Below are 26,084 nucleotides of genomic sequence, written 5' to 3' on the forward strand. Positions count from 1 at the left end.
CACCATGCCCGAAGGACACACCATCCACCGCCTGGCCGCCGAGCACCGGCGGCTGTTCGGCGGCCAGACCCTCCGCGCGGAGAGCCCCCAGGGCAGGTTCGCCGCCGGGGCCCTGCGGATCGACGGGCGGGTGCTCCGGGAGGCCGACGCGCACGGCAAGCACCTTCTGCTCGGCTTCGACGACGACCGGTGGCTCCACGTCCACCTGGGCATCTACGGCAAGTACGCCTTCGCCCCGGTGCCGGCTCCCCCGCCCGTCGGCGAGGTGCGGCTCCGCCTGACCGGCGCGCGCCACTACGCCGACCTGCGCGGTCCCAACACCTGCGAGCTGCTGGAGCCCGCCGGGGTCAAGGCGCTGCACGCCCGGCTCGGCCCCGACCCGCTGCGCCCGGACGCCGACCCGGACCTCGCCTGGCGGCGGATCTCCCGCAGCCGCACGTCCGTCGGCGCCCTGCTGATGGACCAGTCGGTGGTCGCGGGAGTGGGCAACATCTACCGGGCCGAGGTGCTCTTCCGCCAGGGCGTCGCCCCGGCCACGCCCGGCCGGGAGCTGTCCCGCGAGCGGTGGGAGGCGATCTGGGCCGACCTGGTGGTCCTCATGGCCGACGGCGTGCGGGCGGGCAGGATCGACACGGTACGGCCCGAGCACACGCCCGAGGCGATGGGCCGCCCGCCCCGGGTCGACGACCACGGCGGCGAGGTCTACGTCTACCGCCGCTCGGGCATGCCCTGCCTGGTCTGCGACACCGAGGTCCGCACCGAGGCGCTCGTCGGCCGCAACCTCTTCTGGTGCCCCGGCTGCCAGATGGTCTGACCCCGGTCCCGGCGCCCCGGTGGTCACAGCGCCCCGGTGGTCACAGCAGCCGCAGGGCCGCCTCGACCGACTCGCGGCGGGCGGGGAGGAGCGGGAGCCGTACCGCGGCGGTGGGGATCCGGCCCCGGGCGTGCAGCACGCCCTTCAGGACGGTCGGGTTGGGCTCGGTGAACAGGCTCGCCGACATGGCCGACAGGCGGTGGCCGAGGGGGCGGGCGTGGGCGACGTCCCCGTCCCGCCAGGCCTCGGCGAGTTCGACGAAGCGGGCGGTGTCCAGGTGGGCGGAGGCGAGGATGCCGCCGGGGGCGCCCAGGGCGAGCAGCGCGGGGAAGAACGGGTCGTCCCCGGCGAGGATCGCGAAGTCCGCGGGCGGGTCGGCCAGCAGGGCGACGGTGTCGGCGTCGATGCCGCCGACCGCGTGCTTGACCCCGGCGACCATGGGCAGGTCGCCGATCTCGCGCATCACGGCGGCGCCCACGGACTGGCCGGTGCGGTAGGGGATGTTGTAGACGATCAGCGGCACGGGGGTCCGCTCGGCCAGCGCGGTGAAGTGGGCGAGCACCCCGGCCTCGGAGGGGCGGACGAACGACGGCACGGTGACCAGCGCGGCGTCGGCCTCGCCCTTGAGGGCGAGCAGCGCCTCGGCGGAGCCGCGCGTGTCACTCGACCCGGCCCCGACGATCAGCGTCGCCCCGCGCTCGCGGCACACCCGGCCGCAGATCTCGACGACCGCCCGCCGCTCCTCCGCCGCGAGCGTGGCGACCTCGGCGGTGGTGCCGAGCGCGACCAGGCCCGCCGCCCCGTCGTCGAGTACGGCCTGCGCCAACTCCCCGAGCGCGTCGGCGGCGATCTCGCCGCTCTCGGCGAAGGGGGTGATCAGGGGGACGTAGACACCGGAGAGGTTCATGACGTGAGCCTGACAGCCGCCGATCGTGCAGGTCCAGTTCGCGTTTCTTCCTGCAACGTTAAGCTGTACTGATGCTCGATGTGCGAAGGCTCCGCCTGCTCCGCGAACTCTCCCACCGGGGAACGATCGCCGCGGTGGCCGAGGCCCTGATGTTCACCCCGTCGGCGGTCTCCCAGCAGCTCTCCGCCCTGGAGCGGGAGGCCGGGGTGGCGCTGCTGGAGCGGACCGGCCGCCGGGTCGTGCTCACCCCCGCGGGGATCGCGCTGGTCGGGCACGCGGAGGCCGTACTGGAACGGCTGGAGCGGGCGGCGGCCGAGCTGGCCGCCGCCCGGGCGGGCCTGGCCGGGCCCCTCCGGATCGGCGCCTTCCCCACGGCGACCCGCGCCCTCCTGCCTCCGGCGCTGGCCGCCCTGAGCCGGGAGCACCCGTCCCTGGAGCCGATGGTCGACGAGATCGACCCGGCCGAGGTCGCCCCCCGCCTGCGCGCCGGAGACCTGGACGTGGCCCTGGTCCACGAGTACGACTTCGTCCCCGCCGAGCCCGACCTCGCCCTCGACTCCCGCCCCCTCCTCGAGGAACCCATGTACCTGGCCACCCCGCGCGCCCCGGCCGCCTCCCCCGATCCGGTCCTCCCGCCCCGCGGCGGCGCGGCGGTCCCCGCGGCGGGCGGGGGCGGCGGACCCGAGGACGGGGCCGCCGCGGCGCACGCCGCGCTCCTCGCCTGCCGGGACGAGCCCTGGATCGCGTCCACGCCGGGCACGCTCTGCCACGCCATGACCGTCCGGGCCTGCCAGGCCGCCGGGTTCGCCCCTCGTATCCGGCACCACGTCGACGACTTCGGCACGGTCCTGGCGATGGTCGCGATCGGTCAGGGAGTGGCCCTGGTGCCCGGGCTCGGCGTCGGCGGCCCGCCGGAGGGCGTCCGCCTCGCCGAACTGCCCATGCGCCGCCGCACCCTGATCGCCTTCCGCCGCGGCGCCGGCGCCCATCCCGCGATCGCGGCCCTCACCGCCGCCCTGCGTGCGGGCGCAGGACGGTCACGAGACGGCGTCCGGGGCGGCGGGGAGGAGCACCCGGAAGCAGGCGCCCCGGGCGGGGGCCGTACGGAGGTCCACCCGGCCGCCGTGGGCGGTGACGATGGAGTGGACGATGGCCAGGCCCAGGCCGGTCCCGCCTCCCGCGGTACGGCTGCGCGAGCCGTCCGCGCGGTAGAAGCGGTCGAACGCGCGGGCCGCCTGCTCGGCGGTCATCCCCGGGCCGGTGTCCTCGATCACGAGTACGGCCTCGCCCCCGACCGTGCCGACACCGATCCGCACGGGCGTGCCCGGCGGGGTGTGGGCGACGGCGTTGCCGACGAGATTGGCCGTCACCTGCCGTAGCCGGGCCTCGTCCCCGCGGACCGGCGCCTTCCCGGGGGCACCGCCGTCCGGGCCGGTCAGGGTGACCCGGCGGGTGGGGTCCAGCGCGTGCAGATCATGGTGGGCGTCGGCGGCGAGGGTGCGGAGGTCCATCGGGGCGGGTTCCATCGACGGGATGCCGTCGCTCTCGTCCAGGCGGGCCAGCAGGAGCAGATCCTCGACCAGCCGGGTGAGACGTCCCGCCTCTCTCTCGATACGGCTCATCGCCCGGTCGGTGTCGGACAGGCCGCCCATCCTGTACAGCTCGGCGAAGCCCTTGATCCCGAACAGCGGTGTGCGCAGCTCGTGGCTGGCGTCCGCGACGAAGCGCCGCATCCGGGCCTCCGACGCCTCCCGGCCGGCGAAGGCTCTCTCAAGCTGGCCGAGCATGCCGTTGAGCGCGGCCGCCAGGCGGCTCACCTCGGTGCCCGGAGCCGCCAGGCCGGGGACCCGCCGTGACAGGTCGCCTCCGGCGATGGCGGCCGCCGTCTCCTCGATCCCGCGTAGCGGCCGCAGCCCTCTTCCGACCGCGAACCAGCCGGCGGCGGCGAGCAGGGCGAGCAGGACGACCGACGTCACGAGGCAGACCAGGGCCAGCCGGGTGAGCGTGGACCGCACGCCCTCCAGCGACGCGGCCACGACGACGCTGCCGCTCTCCGCGGGGAGCGCCTGTCCCGGGGGCGACTGCTGCGCGGCCCGTGGCACCGCGACCACCCGCCAGCGCGGCGCGTCACCGCTCTGCCCCGGTACGTCGAAGGGTCGTCCGCCGAGCCCGGTGACGGCACCGGCGTCGAGCGGCGGGAGCCGCGGCTGCAGCTCCTGTCCCCGTGCCGCCAGACCGGTCCGATACCGGATGTTCCCTTCCGGGGTGAGGTAGGTGATGTGGACCTGGTCGAGGATGTCCATGCCGGGGAGCATGCGCAGGGCGGCCCGTCCGCTTTCCTGGGAGGCGGGCGGCACCAGCTCGGGGGAGACGCGCGCCAGCAGCGCCGCGAGCGGCCTCAGCTGCCCGTCCACCCGGCTGACCAGGTGGGAGCGGAGTGCGGCGATCGCGACCGTGCCGCTCACCACCAGCCCCGTCACCAGCAGGGCCGTGGTGATCAGCAGAAGGCGGCCCCTGAGCGAAAGACCCCTCGGCGGACGTCCGCGGGGCGAAGGCGCCCCGGGGAGGGGTCCGCCGGTGGGGACCCCCCTGCGCCGTCCCGGCCCGGAGCCCGCCGGGACGCCCGCGTCCCCGGTCATGCCCTCGGCCTGCGCAGCACGTACCCCACCCCGTGCAGAGTGTGGATGAGCTTGGGCTCGACGGTGTCGATCTTCCGCCGCAGGTAGCTCACATAGGTGTCGACGATGCTGGAGTCCCCCGCGAAGTCGTACCGCCAGACGTGTTCGAGGATCTGCGCCTTGGAGACGACCTTTCCCGTGTTCAGGACCAGGTAGTGCAGCAGCCGGAACTCGGTGGGCGAGAGCCGTACCGGCCGCCCGGCCCGGGACACCTGGCGGCCGTCCGGGTCGAGCTCCAGGTCGCCCGCCCGCAGCGTCCGGTCGCCGGGCGCGAGTCCGGTACGGCGGAGCACCGCATGGATCCGGGCGAGCAGCTCCTCCAGGTCGAACGGCTTGGTCACGTAGTCGTCGCCGCCCAGCCGCAACCCGTTGACCTTGTCCGCCGCGGCGTCGCGGGCGGTGAGGAACAGCACGGGGATCCGGCCCGGACGGCCGGAGCCCAGCGGCCGGGGAAGCTCCCTGAGGCGGCGGACGACCTCGAAGCCGTCCAGGTCCGGCAGCATCACGTCCAGCAGGACCAGGTCGGGCGGGTCGTGCCGTGCGGCCTCCAGAGCCTCGGAGCCGGTGGCGGCGGAGCCGACCGTGTAACCGGCGAAGCGCAGGGTGGCCGAGAGCAACTCCCGCACCACGGGCTCGTCGTCGACGACCAGTAGCCGGTGTCCGTCCATTCGTCTCCCCTCGGGACCGGTTCTCTCCGGCCGCGTTCCCTTCGGAACGGGCGCTCCCTTCGAGAATAAAGATCGGCACGCCGTCTCAGACGTCCCGCGAGCGGAAGACGGCGGACGCACCCGTCAGCAGGGCCAGCACGGTGGTGGCGAGCAGAACGAATCCCATGTGGGGCGGGAGGCTGCCGGAGGACGGAGCGGGGGAGAACATGCCCATGCCCGCGCTGCTCGGCCAGTACCTCACGGCCCACTCAGCCAGCCACTCGGGGAAGAGGGGAGCCGAGGCGGGCAGCAGCAACAGGAACGACCCCAGGGCGACCGCCCCCGCCGTCCTGCGCAGCAGGAAGCCCATGGCGACGCCGTACAGGCCGATCAGGGTCAGATACAGCCCGCCACCCATGATCGCCCCCGGTACGCCCGGATTCGTCAGGGAGGCGCTCGGGGCGCCCTGGGCGGCGAGCATCGTCTGGCTGATCAGGAAAGATCCGAGAGTGATGAGCGGGCCGCAGAGAAGCATGATCATGGTGACGACGGCCGCCTTGCCCACCAGGAGGCGTCCGCGCCGGGGCACGACGGTGACGCTGGTCCGCATCGTTCCCGCGGCGTACTCCGAGGTGACGGCCAGCACGCCGACGGCGCTGACGAGCAGCTGCGCGAGCGCGAGAGAGCGGAAGGCGGTCTCCAGCGGATCGAAGGACGCCTGCTCCCCCGGAGAGGAGCCCACGTAGGCCCTGCCGTTCGCGGTGCCGAAGAGGTAGGCGTAACAGAGAGCGATCACGAAGGCGCCGGCCAGTACGTATCCGGTGGCGCGGGTGGTGCGGAACTTGGCCCACTCCGAACGCAGGACGGCGGCGGGGGACGCGGTCGGCACAGCCGCGGTCGGGACGGTCATCGCCCGCTCCCTTCGGCGGCGCCGAACTCCACGCTGTCACGGGTGAGCTCCATGTACGCCTCCTCCAGTGAGATCCGGTGCGGCGTCAGCTCGTGCAGCACCACTCCGTGGGCCATCGCGACCTTCCCGATCACCGCGCTCTCCGTCCCCTCCACCGTCAGCGTGTCCTCCGCGCCCGGCCGTACGGCCGCACCGGCGTCGCGCAGCCGGCAGGCGAGCTCCTCCGCGTCCGGAGTACGCACCAGCACGCTCTCCCGCGAGCTCGACCGGATGAACTCGTCGAACTCGACGTCGGCGAGCAGCCGGCCGCGCCCGACGACGACCAGGTGATCGGCGGTCAGCGCCATCTCGCTCATCAGGTGGCTGGAGACCAGCACCGTGCGGCCCTGGGCGGCGAGCTCCCGCATGAGGGTGCGGATCCACACGATGCCTTCCGGGTCGAGCCCGTTGACCGGCTCGTCGAGCATCAGCACCTCCGGGTCGCCGAGCAGGGCCGCGGCGATGCCGAGCCGCTGGCCCATGCCCAGGGACAACCCGCCCGCGGCCCGGTCGGCGACCCGGGTGAGGCCGACGAGCCCGAGCACCTCCTCGACCCGGCTCCGCGCGAGGCCGTTGCTCTGCGCCAGGCACTTCAGGTGGTTGCGGACGCTCCTGCGGGGGTGCACCGCGCGGGCGTCCAGGAGTACGCCGACCTCGCGCATCGGCGAGGCGAGGTCCGCATAGCGGCGCCCCCGGATCGTGGCCGTGCCGCTCGTCGGCGCGTCGAGACCCAGGATCATCCGCATCGTGGTCGTCTTGCCCGCGCCGTTCGGGCCGAGGAATCCGGTGACCACCCCCGGTCTGACGTCGAAACTCAGGTCCTCCACCGCTGTGACCTCGCCGTAGCGCTTGGTCAGCCTTCGCAACTCGATCATGTGACGAATCCTGCGGCAGGAAGCTGCGCGGTCCCGGAGAAGATCTGTGAGCTTCCTGTGAGCCGTTCGCGTCTCGGCGACGTCACAGCGGTGCGCAAGCGGCACCGGGCACCTGACGGTGCGGATCTCACAGGATTCTCACACCGCGGCGGCAGCACTACGCGAGCGGGGCACCCGCTCCGCCACCTCACGTGATCGTGCTGTGCGGAGCCCCGGGTCCTCGCCTCACATGAGCGTGCGGGCCGTCCAGAGCTCCGGGAAGATCTCGCGCCGCATGCTCCGCTCCAGCCAGCTCAGCCCGCTGGACCCGCCGGAGCCCGGCTTGCCGCCCATCGAGCGGCGCACCGCCATCAGGTGCCGGTAGCGCCAGTCGGAGAACTGCTCGGCCAGTTCGGTGAGGGCCTCGGCCAGCGGCGCGAGCGGCCCGCCGTACACCTCGACCCAGACCGCCTCCACCTGCGGGCTGGGCTGGTAGTCGGCCGCGAAGTCGCGCGCGACCGCCTCTCCGGGGACCGCGTGGCCGGCGCGGGCCAGGAAGGCCAGCACCGAGTCGTACAGGCTCGGCCGGGCCAGTGCCTCCATGAGCTCGGCGTACGCCTCGGGGTTGCGGCGGTGCGGGCGGGTCCGCGCCTCGGACTTGTTGCCGAGCAGGAACTCGACGTGCCGGTAGAGCGCCGACTGGAAGCCCGACGCCTCGCCCAGCGCGTCGCGGAACTGGTTGAACTGCGCCGGGGTGAGCCAGCTCAGCGAGGCCCACGCGGCGTTGAGCGCCTCGAAGTGGTGGACCGTGCGTTTGATCGTCGCGGTCGCGGCGGTGGCGTCGTCGTCGTCCAGCTGCCGCTGGGCGAGCCGCCACTCCGAGCGGAGCAGGCCGAAGTAGAGCTCCATCACCTGGGTGGTGACCAGGAAGGCGAGTTCCTCCGGCGCGTCGGTGACGGTGCGCTGGAGCCGGTGCAGGGTCGCGGTGCCGACGTAGTCGTCGTACGGCGTGGCGGAGTCGAACCCGAGCGTGGGCAGGCCCTCGTTGGCCCTGGCCCGTTCGGCCCGGTCCTGCTCGGTGCGCTGCTGGATGCCGTTCACTGGGGTTTTCCTCCTCGTACGTTTCCTCCTTCCATGGTGGTCCGAATTAGAGAATCAGGAAATAATATAATAAAGGCGATTTTGCGGATGACCTTCGGATCAGAAAGCCGATCGGGCATCCGGGTTACGCGGTGACGGAGTGTGATGATGGACGCGATGGACTGGGCGCTCCTGGCGGAGCTGCAGGCGGACGCGCGGTTGTCCTACAGCGAGCTCTCCCGCCGGGTGCACCTGTCGGCCCCGGCGGTGGCCGAGCGGGTGCGGCGGCTGGAGGAGTCCGGGGTGATCACCGGCTACCACGCGCGGGTGGATCCGGCCCTGGCCGGGCGCGGCGTGGCGGCGCTGATCAGGATGTCGTGCTACGGGCCGCGGTGCGTGCTCCGCGACGAGCAGGCGCTGGCGTGGCCGGAGATCCTGGAGGTCCACCGGGTGACCGGGGAGACCTGCTGCCTGATCCGGGTGGCGGCGGCCTCGATGACCGCGTTCGAGGAACTGATCGACAGGCTGGCGCCGTACGGGCACCCGTCGAGCATGATGGTGCTCTCCAGCCCCGTCCCCTGGAGACCGCTCACCTCCGGGTGAGGCCCGCTCACGGAGACCGCGCGGCCGCCGGGTCCGTACGGCTTCCGGTCACCGGCAGCGGTCGGCGATCATCCTGACGGCATCGCGCCAGATCGGTGAGGCCTGGTCGATGACGTCGAAGTGGTCACCGGGCATTTCCAGATAAATCACCTCATCACCTGCCTCTTGAGCGGCACGCGCGTAGCGGCGGCCCAGGTCGACCAGGTCCAGGTCGTCGTCACCGCCCTGCACGACGAGCTGGGGCACCCCGAGCGGGAGGCGCTCCATCGGGCTGGAGCGCGCGTAGACCTCCGGCGCCTCGCCGGCCGATCCTCCGAGGGCGGCGGCGACCGCGCCCGAGCTGAGGTGCCTGCGGTCGCCCTCGGCCAGGTCGAGCACCCCGGCGAGGGAGACCGCCAGGGTGATCCGGCGGTCGCCCGCGCGGTCGTCGGCCGCCGCGCGCAGGGCGAGCTGCCCGCCCGCCGAGTGGCCGATCACCGCGAGCGGGCCCCGCGCCTCCCGCGCGGCCAGGGCGATGCCTGCGGCGACGTCCTCGGTCGTCGCGGCCCAGCCGTGCAGGTCGGGACGGCGGTACTCGAGGTTCCACGACGCGAAGCCGCGCGAGGCCAGGTCGGCGCAGAGCGCGTCCATCAGGTCCGCGCCCCAGATCGACCGCCAGTAACCGCCGTGCAGCAGCACCGCCGTCGGAACCGCGGCGGCGTCCGTTTCCGAGCGCGTCCACGGACCCGCCGCCCGGAACCGCCACGGGAGCCGTACCTCGGCCCACTGGTCGGGATGGGCTCCGTAGGCGACTCTGCGGGCCGGCCACCACCGCCGGTGCACGGCGTGCCGGATCGCCCAGGCCAGCCCCCAGACCCCCCGGCCGTGCAGATGGGTGGAGCGCACGACCACTCCGCTCTCCGCGGCGAACTCCGGCTGCCCGGGGACGGTGCGGGCCGGCCGGAGGGCTCCGGGCTGCTCGCCCGGGGCGGGGACGGCTCTGGCGAGATCCAGCCAGACGGCGTGGGGGCAGGCGGGGATGAGCGCCCGTACCCCGGGGTCCGGGCCGGGCAGGACGACCAGGACCTCGGAGGAGTCCGCGGCGGCTTCCAGAGCGGCTTCCAGCTCGGACGGACCGGGGGCGGGCGAGACCGTCCCCCGGACGCCGAGCGCGGCGAACTCCCGGTCTGCGACCTCGGCGAGCAGCGGGAGATCGGCGACCAGCCCGGGGCCTGTGATCACGCGGACGTTCACGTCGGGTGAGGTCATCCGCTCATTCTGGCTCACCCGGCCCCGGCGGACGGAACGCGCGCCGCCTGCCGGGGTCGTGCGTGTGCCCGGCGAGGGTCGCCGGAGGCCCCGTGCGGGGCTCTCGCCCCGGGGATCCGGGAAGGGTCAGGATCGCGGCGTGTAGGCCCGGACGAGGAGCTTCTCGGCGTCGTCGAGGTAGGCCTCCAGCGCGCGCCCGGCCTCCTCGGCCCTGCCGGACTCCATCAGCTCCAGCAGCTCCGCGTTCCGGGCCACGAACGGCTCGTGGAACTCCCGCGGGTTCTCCATGACGTGGAACACCAGCCGCAGCTCGGCCAGGAGCTGGCGCATGGTCTCGTCGAGCCGGGGGCTGCCGTTGAGCGCGACCAGGGCCTGGTGGAAGTGGATGTTCGCGGTGCCCACGTCCTGCCAGCGGTCCTCCTGCGCGGCCCGGCGCGCCTCGGCGACGGTCTCCCGGATCGCGGCGAACGCCCCGGGCGCGGCGTCCGGGCTGTGCCGTACGGCGGCGCCCTCGATCACCCGGCGCACCCGGTAGAGGTCGGCCACGTCCTCCGCCGAGAGCACCCGCACGAACACCCCCCGGTTGAGCCGGTGCTCCAGCAGGCGCTCGTGGCCGAGCAGCCGGAAGGCCTCGCGCAGGGTGTTGCGGGAGACACCGAGGGCCGCGCCGATGGCCTCCTCGGACAGGCGCTGGCCGGGCGCGAAGAGCCCTTCGGCGATCCGGTCCCGCAGGATGTCGGCGACCCGTTCCGCGGTGCTGCTGCGCCCGAGGCGGTCGCGGTCGTGCGTGAGTTCGGCGACGGCGTTGTCCACGGCCCAAGAGAATCATCCAACAAGTCCCTTGTCGAATTGTTGAACAATACTTATGTTGAAGTCCAACCCCCATTCACGAAGGAGCGCATGCGATGGCGAGCTCCCAGGCCAGGCGGGTCATCGTGGCCGGCCTGATCGGCACCTCACTGGAGTGGTACGACTTCTTCCTGTACGGCACGGCCGCCGCCCTGGTCTTCAACAAGCTCTTCTTCCCCACCTTCGAACCCCTGACCGGGACGCTGCTGGCGTTCCTCACCTACGCCGTCGGGTTCGTCGCCAGGCCGCTGGGCGGCATCGTGTTCGGCCACTTCGGCGACCGCGTCGGCCGCAAGAACGTGCTGGTGGTGACCCTGCTGCTGATGGGGGCCGCGACGTTCCTCATCGGCCTGGCGCCCGGTTACACCACGATCGGCGTGGCCGCTCCGCTGCTGCTGACCGCCCTGCGCTTCGTGCAGGGCCTGGGCCTGGGCGGCGAGTGGGGCGGGGCCGTCCTCATGTCCATCGAGCACGGCCATCCGGCCCGGCGCGGCTTCAACGCGAGCTGGCCGCAGGTCGGCGTGCCCGCGGGCAACCTGCTGGCGGCGGGCGTGCTCGGCGCGATGTCCGCGCTCCTGCCGGACGAGGCGTTCCTGTCGTGGGGATGGCGGGTGCCGTTCCTGCTCTCGGGCGTGCTGGTGCTCGTCGGCCTGTGGATCCGGCTGCGGATCGTGGAGTCGCCGCTCTTCGCCGAGGTCGAGCAGTCCGGGCGGAAGGCGGAGATGCCGCTGCTGGAGGTGATCCGCACCCATCCCCGGGCGCTGGCCTCGGCGTTCCTCGCGCGCATCGGCGTGGACGTCGCCTTCTACACGTTCGTCACCTACAGCCTCTCCTACGTCAGCGACACGCTCGGCCTGGACCGCGGCGTCGCGCTCAACGCGGTGCTGATCGGCTCGGCCGTGCAGCTCTTCCTCATCCCGCTGTTCGGCGCGCTCTCCGACCGGGTGGGCAGGAGACCGGTCTACCTGGCCGGGGCGGTGGCGGCGGCGGTCTGGGTGTTCGCCTTCTTCCCGCTGCTGGACACGGGCTCCTTCCCGGTGATCGCGCTGGCCTCGATCGTGGCGCTGGCCTGCCACGCCGCGATGTACGGCCCGCAGGCGGCGTTCATCGCCGAGTTGTTCAGCACCCGGCTGCGCTACAGCGGCGCCTCGATGGGCTACCAGGTCGCCGGGATCTTCGGCGGCGCGCTGGCCCCGATCATCGCCCTGCGGCTGTTCGAGGGCTTCGGCACCACCCTGGCCGTCTCCCTGTACGTGGTGGCGACGCTGGCCGTCACCGCCGCCGGGCTGCTCATGGCCCCGGAGACCCGGGACGCCGACCTCGGCGGCGGCCGGGGGACGCCTGCGGGGGCCGTTCCCCGGCCGTCACCCTGACATTGTGCGAAAAAGGGGATTAGTTGCCAGCCGGAACGATCTCTAGCCCTGGGACTGCCGAGGCGTTAGCGTCGGCGCATGCGTCCTGTTGAGATCTCCGGCAAGAGACTCGGGCTGAGGGAAGTGACGACCGCCGACGTGGACGCGCTGCACGCCGTCTACGGAGACCCCGCCGCCACCGAGCACCTGCCGTTCGACCCGCGCACCCGCGAGGAGGTCGAGGAGATAGTCGCCGAGGCGCTCGACGCCGCCGGGGCGGCCCCCAGGCGGCTCTACGTGCTCGCGGTGACCGAGACCGAGAGCGGGGAGGTCATCGGCGTGGCCCGGCTGCACATCGAGGCCGATCACCCGCACAGCGCGGAGATCGGCCTCGGTCTGCGCCCGGACCACTGGGGCCGGGGCATCGGCACCGACCTGATCCGGCTGCTGCTGACGTTCGGCTTCCGGCACCTGCGCCTGCACCGCATCTGGGGCGCCCGCTCCCCCGCCAACACCGCCGCCCAGCTCGCGATGCTGGTCGCCGGGATGGTCGAGGAGGGCAGGATCCGGCACCATGTGCGGGCCCGCGGCGCCTGGCGCGACTCCGTCGTGCACTCGGCCCTGGAGGACGAGTGGGAGGGGCACCGCGACGACTGAGCCCCTCCCCTCCCCCGCGACCGGCGCGGCGGGGCGCGCGGCCGGCGGGCCGATCCCGGGGAGCGCGGTTTCCTCCCGCGCGGAGCCCGCGTGCGGGCATAATCGGGGGGCGGGAGTCGCCGGCGGGAAGCGTGTTCGCCAGTGCGTCAGCAGGTTGTGACGGAATTGCTGCCGTTTTCAATGACAAAGCGTCTGAAATGGGCCTAGAGTTCGCGCGTGTGAGTGAGAGTTCCAGCCTCCCCGTGCGCGGGCGCGCCGCCCGGCCCTCCGGCCGGCACCGCCGGCCCGTGCCCTCCCAGCTCCCGCCCGAGGCGCCCGCGCTGGTGCTGGCCGTACCCGGCGACGCGTCGGGTGCCGCCGCCGAGCTCGCGGCCATGGTCCGCGTGGACAACCCGCAGATCGAGGTCCGCCTGGCGGGCCTCGGCGAGGACGCCAAGGAGCTGACCGCCGAACTGGAGGCCGCCGCGGGCGACAGGCCCGCGGACGGCGTGGCCGCCATCGTGGTGCCCCTGCTGACCGGGCCGCTCGCCGCCGCCGATCGCCTCATCGCCAGGGCGGTCGAGGAGAGCGGGGCGAACGTGACGGTCACCGCCTCGCTCGGGCCGCATCCGCTGCTCGCCGAGGCGCTGCACATCCGTCTCTCCGAGAAGGGCCTCGCCCGCGCCGACCGGATGCGGCTGCTCAACATCTCCAGCCCGGTGGACGCGGTCATCCTGGCCACCGTCGGCGGTGAGAGCGCGGCGGCGGAGGCGCAGCCGACGGCCGTGCTGCTGGCCTCTCGCCTGACCCTCCCCGTGCTGGTCGCCTCCCTGGACGGCGCGCCCGCCGTCGCCGACGCGGCCGAACGGCTGCGCGGGGTCGGCGCCGAGCGGATCGCGCTGTCCCCGTGCCTGATCGGCCACGAGGCCGACCCCGGCCTGGTGAGTGCGGCCGCCGCGGCGATCGGCGCCGAGTGCGCCGACCCGCTCGGGTCGCACGGCCTCATCGCCGACCTGGCGGCCCGGGCCTACGGAAGCGTCCTCGCCGAGGACTGAGCCCGGGCCGGGTCCCGCGTCACGGATGCGCGGACGGCGCGACCGACCGGTAGAGGTCCATCGTCCGCTCGGCGATCCGGGCCCAGGAGAAGTGCTCCACGGCCCGGGCCCGGCCGGCCCGGCCCAGCTCGGCGGCGAGCGCCGGGTCGGCCAGCAGCCGGTTGACCCGCTCGGCGAGGTCGGCGGCGAAGGCGGCGGGGTCGTCCGGGGTGCCGTCCGCGGCGGACTGGGCGATCGGGACCAGCAGGCCCGTCGACCCGTCGGCCACGACCTCGGGGATGCCGCCGGTGGCCGTGGCCACCACGGCGGTCTCGCAGGCCATGGCCTCCAGGTTCACGATGCCCATCGGCTCGTAGACCGACGGGCAGACGAACACGGTGGCGTGGGTGAGGATCTGGATCACCTCGGGGCGCGGCAGCATCTCCGAGATCCAGACGACGCCGTCCCGGTCCAGGCCGCGGACCAGGCCGGTCACCTCGGCGGCGATCTCGGGCGTGTCGGGCGCGCCCGCGCAGAGCACGAGCTGCGCGTCGGGGTGGAAGTCCCGTGCGGCGTGCAGGAGGTGGACCAGTCCCTTCTGCCGGGTGATCCGGCCGACGAACACCACGTACGGCCTGCGCCCGTCGATGCCGTGCTTCTCCAGGACGTCGGTGCCGCGGTCGGGGGCGTACTCGGCGGTGTCGATACCGTTGTGGATCACCGAGACCCGCTCCGGCGGGATCTCCGGGTAGCAGGCGAGCACGTCGCGCCGCATGCCCTCGGAGACGGCGATGACCGCGTCCGCGCCCGCCAGCGCGGTCCGCTCGGCCCACGACGACAGCGCGTACCCTCCGCCGAGCTGCTCGGCCTTCCACGGCCGGAGCGGCTCCAGGCTGTGCGTGGTGACCACGTGCGGCGTGCCGTACAGCAGCTTGGCCACGTGACCGGCGAAGTTGGCGTACCACGTGTGGCTGTGCACCAGGTCGGCGCCCTCGCATCCGGCGGCCATCTCCAGGTCCACGCCGAGCACCTGCAGCGCGGCGTTGGCCGTCTCCAGCCCGCCCGGCACCCGGTAGGCCTCGACGCCGGCCTCGGAGCGCGGCGCCCCGAAGCAGCGGACACGCGCGTCGGCCAGGCGTCTCAGCTCGGCGGCGAGGTACTCGACGTGCACCCCCGCCCCGCCGTAGACCTCCGGAGGATATTCACGGCTCAGCAGATCGACGCGCATGAGCGCAGCTTAGTGTTTCAGCCCTGCCCGGCGGGTTAAGGTCCTTGCCATGAGAGTCCTCGCGATCGTGCTCGCCGGTGGTGAAGGCAAGCGGCTGATGCCGCTCACGGCGGACCGGGCCAAGCCCGCGGTGCCGTTCGGGGGGATCTACCGGCTGATCGACTTCGTGCTGTCGAACCTGGCCAACGGCCACTACCTGAAGATCGTCGTGCTGACGCAGTACAAGAACCACAGCCTCGACCGGCACATCTCGCGCACCTGGCGGCTCTCGGCGATGCTGGGCAACTACGTCACGCCGGTCCCCGCGCAGCAGCGGCTCGGGCCGCGCTGGTTCTCCGGGTCGGCCGACGCGCTGTTCCAGAACCTGAACCTCATCTACGACGAGCTCCCCGAGCACGTCATCGTGTTCGGGGCCGACCACATCTACCGGATGGACCCCCGGCAGATGGTCGAGCAGCACATCGACTCCGGCGCCGAGGTGACCGTGGCGGCGATCCGCCAGCCGCTCTCGCTCGCCGACCAGTTCGGCGTGATCGAGACCGATCCGGCCGGGCGGCGGATCACGGCGTTCCGGGAGAAGCCGAAGGACGCCGTCGGCCTGCCGGACGCGCCGGACCAGGTCTACGCGTCCATGGGGAACTACGTCTTCAGGACCCAGGCGATGATCGACGCGCTCCGCGAGGACGCGCTCGACCCCACCAGCAAGCACGACCTCGGCGGGAACATCATCCCGATGATGGTCAAGGCGGGCAGCGCCGAGGTCTACGACTTCGCCGACAACGTGGTGCCCGGCTCCACCGAGCGCGACCGGGGCTACTGGCGCGACGTCGGGACCCTGGACGCCTACTACGAGGCCCACATGGACCTCATCTCGGCGCACCCGGTCTTCAACCTCTACAACGACCGCTGGCCGATCTACACCGGCCACGACCCGCTCCCCCCGGCGAAGTTCGTGCACAACGACGGCGACCGGGTGGGCCGGGCGATCGACTCGCTGGTCTCCCCCGGCGTGATCGTCTCCGGCGGCCTGGCCGAGCGCTCCGTCCTCTCCCCCGGCGTGGTGCTGCACTCCCACTCCACGGTCGAGGACTCGGTGCTGATGGGCTGCGTGAAGGTGGGGCGGGGCGCGATCGTGCGCCGGGCCATCATCGACAAGAACGTGATCATCCCCGACGGCGCCCGGATCGGCTTCGACCTCGAGGAGGACCGCAACCGCTTCGCGGTGACCCGCGGCGGCGTCGTGGTCATCGGCAAGAACGAGATCATCGACCGCTGAGGCCGCCTCCCGGGCCTCCGCCGCGGACGCGCCGGGCGGTCCGGGACCGCCGCCGCAGGCCGGCCGGGGCGGCCCCGGCGCCGTTCACGACCTGCCCAGGACGACATCCAGGATCCGGCCGCCGTCGGCGTCGCCGGTCCCGCGCCAGGCGACGTGCTGGTCGGGGCGGACCAGGACCAGCGGCGCGCCGTACCGGCCGGACAGCGGCTCCTCCGTCAGGTCGACCACCGTGAACGGCACGCCGCGCGCCCGGGCCTGGCGCTCCAGGGCGGCGGGGTCCGCGCAGGCCGACAGGCGCAGCAGGGTGAGGCCCTCCCCGAGGCGGTCGAACAGGGAGCGTCCGTCACGCAGCCAGGCGTGCGGCAGGCGGGCGCCCGGCCGGGCCGAGCCGCGGTACGCCTGCGGGGTGTGGGGCGGAACGGGCGAGCCGTCGTCGACGACGGCCGGGGAGCCGGCGTAGTGGTATCCCAGGACGAGTCCCTCGCTGTGGAACTCGCCGTCCTTGGCCCGCAGCGCGGCGGCCGTCTCCGCGCGGCGGCGTTCCGCCTCCGGACCGGTGCCGGTGAGCGGGCGGCCGGCGAAGGAGGGCGCGAGCAGTTTCTCCTGGGCCGCGCTGTCGGCGATGGTCTGGGCGGCGACCGGGCGGCGCTCGGCCTCGTAGCTGTCCAGCAGCTCCCGCCCGCCCCAGCCCTGGAGCACGGCGGCGAGCTTCCAGCCGATGTTCACCGCGTCGCCGACGCAGGTGTTGAAGCCGTGCCCGCCCCACGGGGGGTTGAGGTGGGCGGCGTCGCCGACCAGGAAGACGCGGCCGGAGCGGTAGCGGTCCGCCAGCAGCATCCGGGCGACCCACGGGTCGGTGCCGACCACGCGCACGGGCCCGTCGTACCCGGCCGCCGTCGCTGCCCCTGTCGCTGCCCCTGCCCCGATCCCGGCTCCGGCTCCGGTTCCGGTTCCGGTTCCGGCTCCGATGAGGGAGCGCACCAGCGCCTCCGGGTCCGGCGCGCCGGTGCGGACGTCGACGCGCTGGACGATGGCCCACCACCGGTCCTGCAGGTCCAGGCGGCCCATCAGCCCGGACACCTCCGGGCTGACCACCCAGTACTGCACGGCCGGGTCCATGGTGATCCTCCTGTCCAGGCCCGGCGCCCGGAAGACGATGCTGAGGTTCGGGCGTTCGCCGGAGGATCCGGTGTAGGACGCCCCGATCGCCTGGCGGCTGACGCCGCCCGCGCCGTCGCACCCCAGCAGGTACTCCGCCTCGATCACGGAGGTGGAGCCGCCCCTGTCGGCGACCGTGGCGCGGACGGAGCGCGCGTCCTGGTCGATCGCGGTGACGGTGTGGCCGGTCAGGAACGTGACGCACGGCAGCTCGGCCACGGCCTTGCGCAGCACCCGTTCGACGACCGGCTGTGGCACCTGCTGGCCGGACTCGGCCATCCGCTCGTCGCGGTCCGCGTACAGCCCGAAGGCGTTGCGGAAGCGGGTGAGCTCCGTACCGAGCAGGGCGGTGCAGAAGATGACGTCCTGCGACCAGGCGACCGGCAGCGGCGCGGCGGCGCGCAGCCGGTCGGCCAGACCCCAGCGGCGCAGGTGCTCCATGGTGCGGATGCTGGTGGTCTTGGCGCGCGGCCGGTCGTCGTCGAGGGTGAGGCGCGGCTCGACCACGCAGGCGCGGATCCCGCGCCTGCCGAGCTCGACGGCCGCCGCGAGCCCGGCGGGGCCGCCGCCCGCGATCAGCACCTGCGTCGTGGGAGCCGGGGAGGCGGAGGCCGGAGAAGCCGGGGAGCGCGTCATGCGCCGCTCCTGGCGGAGGCGTCGGTCACGGGGGTGCGCAGCAGGCCCAGCCGTTCGATCTCGACCTCGACCACGTCGCCGGGCGCCAGCAGCTTCGGCGGCGTGCGGACGTAGCCGACGCCCTCCGGGGTGCCGGTGGCGATGACGTCGCCGGGGTGGAGCGTCATCGTGGCGCTGATCCGGGACAGCAGCTCCGGGACGGTGAAGATCATGTCGCGGGTGTTCCCGTCCTGCATGATCTCGCCGTTGACCCGGGTGACCAGGCGCAGGCCGTCGGTGAGGCTGCCGGCCTCGTCCGCGGTGACGATGGGGCCGATCGGCCCGCTCAGGTCGGCGTTCTTGCCCAGTGTCCACTGGGTGGTGAGCTTCTGGGCGGTGCGGGCGGTGATGTCGTTGAAGGCGGCGTAGCCGAGAACGCCGGCCTCGGCGGCGCTCTCGTCCACGTCGGTGAGCCTGGCTCCGACGATCGCGGCCACCTCTCCCTCCCAGTCCAGTCCCGGCTCGTTGGTGGGCACCGGCACCGGCGTGCCGGTCACCGAGAGCGAGGCGGTCCACCGGCCGAACACGGTCGGGTGCTCCGGCGGCCGGAAGCCGCCTTCGGCCGCGTGCGCCCGGTAGTTGAGCCCGATGCACAGCACCCGGGCCGACGGCGGGACGGGCGGCGCGAGCTCCACCTCCGCGAGCGGCACCGTCCCCCGGCCGGCCGCGCGAGCCGTGTCCAGCCAGTGCGGCAGATCCGCGTAGAAGTCGGCGACCTCCGCCAGGGGCGTGACGGCCCCGTCCGCCACGACGCCGACGGTGACCTGCCGCCTGCCGCGGTCCCCGCCACCGCTGACCATGCCGATGAGCTTCAACGCGTCTCTCCTTCCGCGACCAGCCGGATGTCGAACCCGGCTTCCAGGAACGGGCCTTCCATCGCGAACCGGGCCCTCTTGCCGGCGTCGGCGCACGGCCGGAAGGGGGCGACGAGCGCGTCCTTCACCGCGAAGGCGGCGTCGGAGTCGAGATAGGGGTCACCGGCGGCGAACAGGTGCGTGGTGAGCGGCCGGTGCCCGTCCGCTTCGACCCGCAGGTGGATGTGGGCGGGCCGCATGGGGTGGCGGCCCAGCGCCCGCAGCAGCTCGCCCACCGGGCCGTCGGTGGGCACCGGGTAGCTGCTCGGCCTGACCGTGCGGAACCAGTAGGAGCCGTCGTCGCCCGTGGTGAGCAGGGCCCGCAGGTTGCCCTCCGGCTGCTCGTCGTCCTGGCTGTCGTACAGGCCGGTGTCGTCGGCCTGCCAGATGTCGAGCACGGCGCCGGGGACGGGCCGTCCGTCGCAGTCGGTGACCCGGCCGTGCACGACGGCGGCCTCGCCCCGCGCGCGTTCGGGCCCCTCGGCGATCCACGCGCCCATCGGGCGGGGCGGCGCGGGAGAGTGGAAGGGGCCCTCGACCGAGCTGGGGGTCATGGTCGGCGGGCCGACGTGGTTGACCTCGTCGACGGCCGAGGTCAGGCCGAGCATGTCGGCGAGCAGGATGAACTCGTTGCGCCTGTCGGTGCAGGCGTGCCCGGTGCGGACCAGGAAGTCCATGGCGCGCAGCCATTCGGCCTCCGTGGGCCTGGTCTCGCGGACGAAGGCGTGCAGGTGCGTGACGATTCCGGCGATCAGCTCGCGGAGCCGTTCGTCCTCACCGCGGAGGGAGTCGAGCACCTGGGCCGTCAGCGCGTCGGGCCGGTCGGGCACGGGTCCGGTGGTGGCCGGTTTCATGGGGCGGTGGCTCCTCGTCAGGGGTTTCGGGGGAAGGCCTCGGTGGCGCCGCCCGGGGCGGCGGAGGCCGGGTGCGCATCGAGTCGATCGTCCACGTGACGGGCATCACGCCCGTCGACCGGCAAAAATAGGGCGCTGGAAACGCCGGCACCAGGCGGGATTCCATTGAACGGCATACGCTCGCCGTTCCGGCGCCGCCCCTTCCGAGCGCGTCGTACGGCCGCCGCAGGGGACGCCGCGGGTCACGCCGTAGGGCACACTGCACAGGTGACGAACGCCGCCGGTGCCTCCCCCGCGCCCCGGGGCCGCCGGCCGGCGCATGGCGAGCCCGTGGTCGACCGGGCTTTCGCCCTGCTCGCCGCCTTCACCGCGGCCCGCCGCTCCATGACCCTGGCCGAGCTGAGCCGGGCCAGCGGCCAGCCGCCGAGCACGGCCCTGCGGCTGGCCCGGCGCCTGGTGCAGTTGGGCGCGCTGGAGCGCGACGCCGACGGCCGGTACGTGATCGGCCTGCGGCTGTGGGAGATGGCCTCGCTCGCCCCCCGGGGGCACGGGCTGCGCGAGGCGGCCCTGCCGTACATGGAGGACCTCCACGAGGCGACCCACCAGCACGTCCTGCTCGCGGTACGGGACGGCGCGGAGGCGCTGCTCGTCGAGCGGCTGTCCGCCCGTGCCGCCGTCAACGTGCTCTACCGCGTCGGCGGGCGGCTGCCCCTGCACTCCACCGGCGTCGGCCTGGTGCTGCTGGCTCACGCGGAGGCGCAGTTCCAGGACCAGGTCCTGGACCGGCCGCTGGTGCACGAGCCCGAAGGCGTCCCCGTCTCCCCCACCGCCCTCCGGCGGGCCCTCGCGGAGGTGCGCAGGACGGGACTGGCGGTCGTCGAGCGGTCGGAACCGGGCCCGCTGGTCGCCGTGGCCGCGCCGGTCCGGGGCGGGGACGACCGTGTCGTGGCGGCTCTGTCTGTCGTCGTACCGGCCGGCGGCGCCGAGGCCCGGACGCTGTCCCCCGCGCTGCTCGCCACGGCCCGGGCGCTGTCCCGGAGCCTGGGCTCCCCGCGTTCCGCCGCGGCCTCCGGCGGCCGGCCGGTCCCTCGCCCGTAGCCGGCGCCCCGCCCGGTGCGGGAGGTCAGTCGCCCCGGGCGGGAGACAAGCGCGCCCGCCAGCCGCCGGGCAGCTCCACGTGGTGCCAGCCGTCGGCGTACCGGGGCGGCGTGGCGCCCCGGTAGACCAGCAGCACCAGTTCCCCGGCCTCGACGGCCCGCCGTACCGGGGCGGGTGGCCGGCGGTGGAAACCGCGGGCGAGTCCCCGCGAGCGGCAGCCCAGCAGGTAGCCGATCTGGACGCCCGACTGCCCGTAGACCATGCACGGTCCCCGCACGCCCATCCGGCGCAGTTCCTCCGTGGCCAGGCGCACCCGCTCCCGGTCCTCGTAGGCGTTGGCGGACATGTGGTACGCGTAGCCGCCCTGGAGGACGAGGTGGGCCAGCAGGCCCGCGGCCGCGAACACCGCCGCGGCACGGCGCGCCGGCGGCCGGCCCCGCCGCGTCAGCGCGATCATGCCCGCGGCGACCGGGAGGGCGAGCAGGGCGTAGACCGGCATGAGGAAGCGCGGGGCGGCGTAACCCACGTAGAACAGGTACGGCGCCGCGGTCGCCGACGCGACCGCCGCCGCCAGCAGCAGCGGCCCCGGGCTGCGCCGCTCCCGCTCCCGCCAGGCCGCGTGCAGGCCGACCGCGGCCATCAGCGGGATCGCCAGCCACCAGACCAGCGCCGGCGGGGAGACGTCCCCGCAGTCGGTGCCCCACCGGCACAGCGACGGGCCGTCCAGCGCGCGGGCGTGCTCGACGAGGGAGAAGGCCAGGCCGGTCAGGTTGGCCTCCTCCGCGCCGTGCATCCGGGCGGCGACGCCGCCGTACCTCAGCTCCGCCTCGATCAGCCACTCCCCCCAGCCGACGGCCGTCCCGGCGGCGAGCGCCGCCAGAGCCCGCAGGCGGCGCGGGCGGGACACGAGCGCCGCGACCGCCAGGGGCGCCGCGATGACCAGGGCGTCCGAGGGACGGATCAGCGACACGGCGGCCATCGTCCCGCCCAGGCCCGCGAGCGCCGCCCGGCTCCGGCGGGGCAGGCACAGCAGGCCGGCGGCGGCGACCGCGCCGAGCGCCACGTACAGGTTGGGCATGGCCTCGTTGCCGTAGAACAGCGACAGCCAGCAGCCCGCGAACAGCAGCGCGGCCAGCGGGGCCGTGTACCCGGGGCGCACACGGGTCCAGATCAGGAAGGCGCCGAACAGCGCGAGCGAGGAGGTCGCGGTGAGGTAGAGGCGCAGGACGGTCACCGAGTCGGTCAGCGCGGTCACCGGCGCGACCAGCAGGGGCATCCCCTGGGCGCGGGGCGCGCTGAACTCGGCGGGCGGAGCGTGCCCGGAGAACTGGCTGGCGTAGATCGCCTCGTCCCAGCCGATCCCCATGCCCGCGGAGACGATCACCAGTTGCGCCGCCGCGTACAGCGCGGCGACCAACCCGAGCAGGGCGGCCGGCCGGACGGGCGGGCGCCGCGGGGCCCGCGACGGGGTGGGCGTCACCCGGGGAAGGGTGCTCGTCATCGGAGCCCACCCGGTCCGTGCCGCCGGACGGCCGTCGGGAAGGTCGTCATGTCCGGTGCCTCTCCTGGTCGCTGTGGGATGACCACCGCGACGGCACCGCGGCGAGGCGGAGCGACGGGGAGAGCGGCGAAAGCTGCGATACCCGGCCGGGCCGGGCCGTACGCGCCGCCCGCGTCAAGGTTCGGGAAACCGGGAGCCTCTCACCTGCGAAAACGCAGAGGCCCGGGCCCCGGCGTTCCGGGGACCGGGCCTCTGCCGCGTCTCGGCCGGTCGGGGGGACACGGCTCACGTGCCGGTCGGCCGTGTCCCCCGCGATCGGCCGTCCTACGAGGCGGCCTTCTCCGGCAACCGTTCCAGGATCGCCTGGAACATCGCCGTGTTGGACTCGGCCAGGGCGTCGAGCCGGGTGCTCATCTCGTCGATCCGGGCGCTCAGCCCGTCGACCCGGGTGCTCAGCCCGTCGATCCTGCCGGACAGGCGGTTGTCGAGCTCGTTGACCCGGCCGGACAGTTCATCGATCCGGCCGGACAGACGCTCGTCGAGCTCGTCGATCCGGACCTCCATCCGGTCCAGCCGGCCGGTGAAGGCGACCATGTGGTCTCTCAGGAAGCCGACCTCGTTCCTGGTCTCCCGAGCCGTCGTCTCCACGCGCACGAGCCGCTTGTGGATCTCCTCGATCCTCTCGTAGGCAGGGCTCACCGCCTCGATGGTGCGGTCGACCCCCCGTCTGGCGCATCGGGCGTTGAGTTCCACGAGACCTTCTTCCAGAGACGAGACCCGCTCTTCAAGGGTGAGCACGAAAACTTCCTCCGAATGTGTCGTTCAGCGTAGCCGGGCCACGCTGGTGAGGAGGGGACTGGGGAGGTCCTCACCGGAAGCATCTTGGAGGAACGGCAGGCTTCATCTGGGAGAACCCGAAACATGGCGTCCGCGCTCCCCCGGCCCGATAGAGGAATTCCCCTCTCCTTGGAGCAGATCTCCAGCCGATGCGAAGAAAACTCACACGATCGCTTCCGGTAAAAGCAGGAAATCCCGATCACTAAAAATAGTGTGAATTATCGGGACCAGGGGAAATCCGGCGGGCGGCGCTCCAGGAAGGCGGCGACGCCCTCGGCGAGTTCGTCGGCCGACTCCGCCTGCCAGCGCCGGAAGCGGGCCTCGTCGGCGCGGCCGTCCACGATCTCCTTGCTGGCCGCCAGGGTGAGCTGGGAGCGCGAGGCCATCGTGCGGGCCAGGCCGTACACCCGCTCCGCGAGCACCTCGGGCGGCAGCACCTCGTCCACCAGGCCGATGCGCAGGGCGTGCGCGGCGTCGATCTGGTCGGCGGAGTAGAGCAGGAGCTTGGCGGCCGACGGGCCGACGTGCCGGACCAGGCGGCGGGTGGAGGGGAGCGGGTAGACGATGCCGAGCTTGGCGGGGGTGATGGCGAAGCGGGCGCCGACGGCGGCCAGGCGCAGGTCGCAGGCGAGCGCGAGCTGGCAGCCCCCGCCCACGCAGAAGCCCTCGATCATCGCGATCACCGGCTTGGGGAAGTCCGCCAGCGCCCGTTCGGCGGTGACGGTCGCCCCGGTGCCGTCGCCGTCCTCGGCGAGGCCGGCGATCTCCGAGATGTCCGCACCGGCGCAGAAGGTCCCGCCCGCGCCGGTGAGCACGAGCACCCGCACGTCCGGATCGGCCGCCAGCGGCGCCAGGATGCCGGGCAGCGCCCGCCACATGCCCGCGCTCATCGCGTTGCGCTTGTCCGGGCGGTCGATCCGCAGCGTGGCGACGTGCTCGGCACGGTCGCCGGTGGACAGCGCGAAACCCTCGGAGATCTGCACGGGATAGATTCTCCCGGCCCACGTCTGCGATCATGATCCGGGCCCCGCGGTCTCCGCGAGCGGAGACCGGGCAGGTCCCCCGCGGTCCTTCGGTGAGAGGTCAGGAGATCCCGTGCCCCCATCCCCCGCCGCGCGCAGGACGCGGCCGATCCGCCCGCTCGGGCGGCTGAGCCCGGCCGAGCGGCGCCTGTGGGACGCCTACCCGTCGGGCGTGTGGGTGGATCTGCGGACCGGCGACACCGCGGCCGACGACCCGGCGTGCGGGGCGGCGTGGGGTCCCGAGCGCACGGTCCGGGCGGAGGTCCTGGTGGCGCTGCTGCTCGGGGCACGGGAGGCGGAGCCGGGCAAGACTCCCGGCCTGCGGCTGGCCGGGGCCCACGTCACCGGGGACCTGGACCTGTCCGACGCCGCCGTCGGGGCCAAGCTCCATCTGCTCAACTGCCACCTGTCGGGGGTGGTCGACCTCAGCGACGCGAGCACCCGGGGGCTGCGCTTCCGCGGCTGCGCCCTGGGCCGGGTCCGGGCGGCCCGCAGCACCGTCGACGGGCTGCTGGAGTTCGACGGCTCCACCCTGCGCGGCCTCCGGCTGGACAACGCCCACATCACCGGCCAGCTCCGGCTCTCCAGGGCGCAGGTGAGCCCGCCCCGGGAGGGGGACAGGACGGGGACGCCCATGGAGGACATCAGGAAGCCGTACAGCGAGGCCGAGCGCCGGGAGCGCGGCCTGGACGACGGGCACCGGTGGGCGATCTGGGCCGGCGGGCTGGTCGTGGACGGCGGCGCGTTCCTGCGGGGCCTGCAGACCGTCGGCGGGCTGCGCATGGTGGGGGCGAAGTTCCACGGGGGCCTGTACCTGCAGGAGGCGTCGATCACGGCGACAGTACCCACCGCCGGGTCCACCACCGACCCCGCAACCGGGCCCACCACCGACCCCGCAACCGGGTCCACCACCGACCCCGCAACCGGGCCCACCGCCGGACCCGCGGCCGGGCCCACCGCCGGACCCGCGGCCGAACCCGCGGAGGCCCCGGCCACGCCCGCCGCCGGGCCGTACGCCGTCTACGCCGACTTCCTGGAGGCCTCGGCGGCCGAGTTCAGCGCCGGTTTCACCGCGGTGGGCACCGTACGGCTGCGCGGGGCGCGGGTCAACGGCGTGCTCTCCTTCGACCAGGCGGTGCTGAAGGCGTCCGGCCGGGCGCTGCACCTGAGCCACATGCAGGTCGAGGAGCTGATCCTCAGGCCGTCGGCGGTGGAGGGCGAGACGAGCCTCAGCTACTCGCGGGTCGGCGTGCTGATGGACCGGTTCACGTCGTATCCGGAGCACGTGCACCTCAACGGCCTGACCTACGAGGCGCTGCGCGGCTCGTGGAGCGTCGCCGAGCGCCTGTCCTGGGTCTCCCGGGACCCCGGCGGCTACCGGCCGCAGCCGTACGAGCAACTGGCGGCCTGGTACCGGCGGATCGGCCACGAACCGGACGCCCGCCGGGTGCTGCTGGCCAAGCAGCGCGAGCACCGGGGCACGCTCAGGTCCACCGGCCGGTTCTGGGGCCGGATGCTGGACGTCGCCGTCGGGTACGGCTACCGCCCCTGGCTGGCCGGGCTCTGGGCGGTGGTGCTGCTGGCCGCCGGGACCGCGGTCTTCTCCGCCGTACCGCCGGTGAAGATCGACCCTGACGAGGTCCGGGACTTCAGCGCCTTCGTCTACACGCTGGACCTGCTGGTCCCGGTGAGCGTCTTCGAGCAGCGCGGAGCCTGGGAGCCGGCCGGGTGGACCCGGTGGCTGGCCTGGACGCTGGTGGCCTCCGGCTGGATCCTGGCCACCGCCCTGATCGCCGGTGCCGCCCGGGTGCTCCGCCCGTCGAACACCGCCTGAGCCCCCTGGCCCTCCCCGCCCGGGTTCACGATGGGCGCGATGTCAAGAATAATTGACCTCATGTCGACTATGCCTTACATTGGCCATGTCGGGTCC

The 26,084-nt window shown here is 73.8% G+C and carries 22 protein-coding genes and 2 pseudogenes; 9 read left to right on the forward strand and 15 right to left on the reverse strand.

Going from position 1 to position 26,084, the window contains the following annotated elements:
* The first annotated feature begins 4 nt into the window (after nucleotides 1–4).
* On the forward strand, nucleotides 5–814 hold the full coding sequence (locus FHS22_RS33955; RefSeq protein WP_184948299.1) for an Fpg/Nei family DNA glycosylase: 810 nt from the start codon (nucleotides 5–7) through the stop codon (nucleotides 812–814).
* A gap of 40 nt (nucleotides 815–854) precedes the next feature.
* Here FHS22_RS33955 and FHS22_RS33960 read toward each other — a convergent pair whose 3' ends face one another.
* Complete coding sequence (locus FHS22_RS33960) at nucleotides 855–1,721, reverse strand: dihydrodipicolinate synthase family protein (RefSeq protein WP_184948300.1); 867 nt, start codon at nucleotides 1,719–1,721, stop codon at nucleotides 855–857.
* A 71-nt stretch (nucleotides 1,722–1,792) separates the two neighbouring features.
* On the opposite strand from FHS22_RS33960, the pseudogene FHS22_RS33965 reads away from it, so the two are divergent.
* A pseudogene (locus FHS22_RS33965) lies at nucleotides 1,793–2,737 on the forward strand (LysR family transcriptional regulator); the annotation flags it as partial.
* Between the two features lie 21 nt (nucleotides 2,738–2,758).
* Here the strand turns inward: FHS22_RS33965 and FHS22_RS33970 are convergent.
* The 5 genes from FHS22_RS33970 to FHS22_RS33990 all read right to left on the reverse strand — a co-directional run bounded on the left by FHS22_RS33970 (nucleotide 2,759) and on the right by FHS22_RS33990 (nucleotide 7,950).
* Nucleotides 2,759–4,201, reverse strand: coding sequence for an ATP-binding protein (locus FHS22_RS33970; protein WP_221474464.1), 1,443 nt, complete (start codon nucleotides 4,199–4,201; stop codon nucleotides 2,759–2,761).
* A gap of 155 nt (nucleotides 4,202–4,356) precedes the next feature.
* Entirely contained in the window at nucleotides 4,357–5,067 is a 711-nt protein-coding gene (locus FHS22_RS33975) for a response regulator transcription factor (RefSeq protein WP_184948302.1), read from the reverse strand.
* A gap of 85 nt (nucleotides 5,068–5,152) precedes the next feature.
* Complete coding sequence (locus FHS22_RS33980; RefSeq protein WP_184948303.1) at nucleotides 5,153–5,956, reverse strand: ABC transporter permease; 804 nt, start codon at nucleotides 5,954–5,956, stop codon at nucleotides 5,153–5,155.
* On the reverse strand, nucleotides 5,953–6,870 hold the full coding sequence (locus FHS22_RS33985) for an ABC transporter ATP-binding protein (protein WP_184948304.1): 918 nt from the start codon (nucleotides 6,868–6,870) through the stop codon (nucleotides 5,953–5,955). The genes FHS22_RS33980 and FHS22_RS33985 overlap by 4 nt, the downstream gene beginning before the upstream one ends.
* Nucleotides 6,871–7,095: 225 nt before the next feature.
* Nucleotides 7,096–7,950: a tryptophan 2,3-dioxygenase gene (locus tag FHS22_RS33990; RefSeq protein WP_338048070.1), complete on the reverse strand. Its 855-nt coding sequence runs from the start codon at nucleotides 7,948–7,950 to the stop codon at nucleotides 7,096–7,098.
* A gap of 144 nt (nucleotides 7,951–8,094) precedes the next feature.
* Here FHS22_RS33990 and FHS22_RS33995 point away from each other — a divergent pair, with 144 nt between their 5' ends.
* Nucleotides 8,095–8,532, forward strand: a complete 438-nt coding sequence (locus FHS22_RS33995) for an Lrp/AsnC family transcriptional regulator (protein WP_221474465.1) — start codon at nucleotides 8,095–8,097, stop codon at nucleotides 8,530–8,532.
* A 48-nt stretch (nucleotides 8,533–8,580) separates the two neighbouring features.
* On the opposite strand, the gene FHS22_RS34000 is transcribed toward FHS22_RS33995, so the two are convergent.
* Nucleotides 8,581–9,780: an alpha/beta hydrolase gene (locus tag FHS22_RS34000; RefSeq protein WP_184948305.1), complete on the reverse strand. Its 1,200-nt coding sequence runs from the start codon at nucleotides 9,778–9,780 to the stop codon at nucleotides 8,581–8,583.
* A gap of 126 nt (nucleotides 9,781–9,906) precedes the next feature.
* Complete coding sequence (locus tag FHS22_RS34005; protein ID WP_184948306.1) at nucleotides 9,907–10,593, reverse strand: GntR family transcriptional regulator; 687 nt, start codon at nucleotides 10,591–10,593, stop codon at nucleotides 9,907–9,909.
* 92 nt (nucleotides 10,594–10,685) lie between these two features.
* Between FHS22_RS34005 and FHS22_RS34010 the strand changes: the two genes are divergently transcribed.
* The 3 genes from FHS22_RS34010 (at nucleotide 10,686) to FHS22_RS34020 (ending at nucleotide 13,672) form a co-directional block, all read left to right on the forward strand.
* Entirely contained in the window at nucleotides 10,686–12,002 is a 1,317-nt protein-coding gene (locus FHS22_RS34010) for an MFS transporter (RefSeq protein ID WP_184948307.1), read from the forward strand.
* Nucleotides 12,003–12,080: 78 nt separating this feature from the next.
* Entirely contained in the window at nucleotides 12,081–12,638 is a 558-nt protein-coding gene (locus FHS22_RS34015) for a GNAT family N-acetyltransferase (RefSeq protein WP_184948308.1), read from the forward strand.
* Nucleotides 12,639–12,856: 218 nt separating this feature from the next.
* Nucleotides 12,857–13,672 (forward strand): sirohydrochlorin chelatase, encoded by an 816-nt coding sequence (locus FHS22_RS34020; protein ID WP_338048071.1) that lies wholly within the window; start codon nucleotides 12,857–12,859, stop codon nucleotides 13,670–13,672.
* A 19-nt stretch (nucleotides 13,673–13,691) separates the two neighbouring features.
* On the opposite strand, the gene glgA is transcribed toward FHS22_RS34020, so the two are convergent.
* Nucleotides 13,692–14,879, reverse strand: coding sequence for a glycogen synthase (gene glgA, locus FHS22_RS34025; protein ID WP_184948309.1), 1,188 nt, complete (start codon nucleotides 14,877–14,879; stop codon nucleotides 13,692–13,694).
* A gap of 43 nt (nucleotides 14,880–14,922) precedes the next feature.
* Between glgA and glgC the strand changes: the two are divergent.
* Nucleotides 14,923–16,155: pseudogene (gene glgC / locus FHS22_RS34030) on the forward strand (glucose-1-phosphate adenylyltransferase); the annotation flags it as partial.
* Nucleotides 16,156–16,239: 84 nt separating this feature from the next.
* On the opposite strand, the gene FHS22_RS34035 reads toward glgC, so the two are convergent.
* Genes FHS22_RS34035 through FHS22_RS34045 form a run of 3 tightly spaced genes read right to left on the reverse strand, consistent with a single transcriptional unit; the run spans nucleotide 16,240 to nucleotide 19,696 of the window.
* Entirely contained in the window at nucleotides 16,240–17,949 is a 1,710-nt protein-coding gene (locus tag FHS22_RS34035; protein ID WP_184948311.1) for an FAD-dependent monooxygenase, read from the reverse strand.
* Complete coding sequence (locus FHS22_RS34040) at nucleotides 17,946–18,803, reverse strand: fumarylacetoacetate hydrolase family protein (protein ID WP_260408564.1); 858 nt, start codon at nucleotides 18,801–18,803, stop codon at nucleotides 17,946–17,948. The genes FHS22_RS34035 and FHS22_RS34040 overlap by 4 nt, the downstream gene beginning before the upstream one ends.
* Nucleotides 18,800–19,696, reverse strand: coding sequence for a dioxygenase family protein (locus FHS22_RS34045; RefSeq protein ID WP_184948312.1), 897 nt, complete (start codon nucleotides 19,694–19,696; stop codon nucleotides 18,800–18,802). The genes FHS22_RS34040 and FHS22_RS34045 overlap by 4 nt, the downstream gene beginning before the upstream one ends.
* A gap of 330 nt (nucleotides 19,697–20,026) precedes the next feature.
* Between FHS22_RS34045 and FHS22_RS34050 the strand changes: the two genes are divergently transcribed.
* Nucleotides 20,027–20,794, forward strand: a complete 768-nt coding sequence (locus FHS22_RS34050; RefSeq protein WP_184948313.1) for an IclR family transcriptional regulator — start codon at nucleotides 20,027–20,029, stop codon at nucleotides 20,792–20,794.
* A 25-nt stretch (nucleotides 20,795–20,819) separates the two neighbouring features.
* Here the strand turns inward: FHS22_RS34050 and FHS22_RS34055 are convergent, their stop codons facing one another.
* The 3 genes from FHS22_RS34055 to FHS22_RS34065 all read right to left on the reverse strand — a co-directional run bounded on the left by FHS22_RS34055 (nucleotide 20,820) and on the right by FHS22_RS34065 (nucleotide 24,115).
* On the reverse strand, nucleotides 20,820–22,295 hold the full coding sequence (locus FHS22_RS34055) for a hypothetical protein (RefSeq protein WP_184948314.1): 1,476 nt from the start codon (nucleotides 22,293–22,295) through the stop codon (nucleotides 20,820–20,822).
* A 324-nt stretch (nucleotides 22,296–22,619) separates the two neighbouring features.
* A complete protein-coding gene (locus FHS22_RS34060; protein WP_184948315.1) occupies nucleotides 22,620–23,093 on the reverse strand; it encodes a hypothetical protein in 474 nt (157 codons plus the stop codon).
* Between the two features lie 257 nt (nucleotides 23,094–23,350).
* Entirely contained in the window at nucleotides 23,351–24,115 is a 765-nt protein-coding gene (locus FHS22_RS34065; protein WP_184948316.1) for an enoyl-CoA hydratase/isomerase family protein, read from the reverse strand.
* Nucleotides 24,116–24,227: 112 nt separating this feature from the next.
* On the opposite strand from FHS22_RS34065, the gene FHS22_RS34070 reads away from it, so the two are divergent.
* Entirely contained in the window at nucleotides 24,228–25,988 is a 1,761-nt protein-coding gene (locus FHS22_RS34070) for a pentapeptide repeat-containing protein (protein WP_184948317.1), read from the forward strand.
* The last annotated feature ends 96 nt before the right edge of the window (nucleotides 25,989–26,084 follow it).

The organism is Thiemannella venezuelensis, from assembly GCF_014203605.1.
Lineage (GTDB): Bacteria > Actinomycetota > Actinomycetes > Streptosporangiales > Streptosporangiaceae > Planomonospora_A > Planomonospora_A venezuelensis.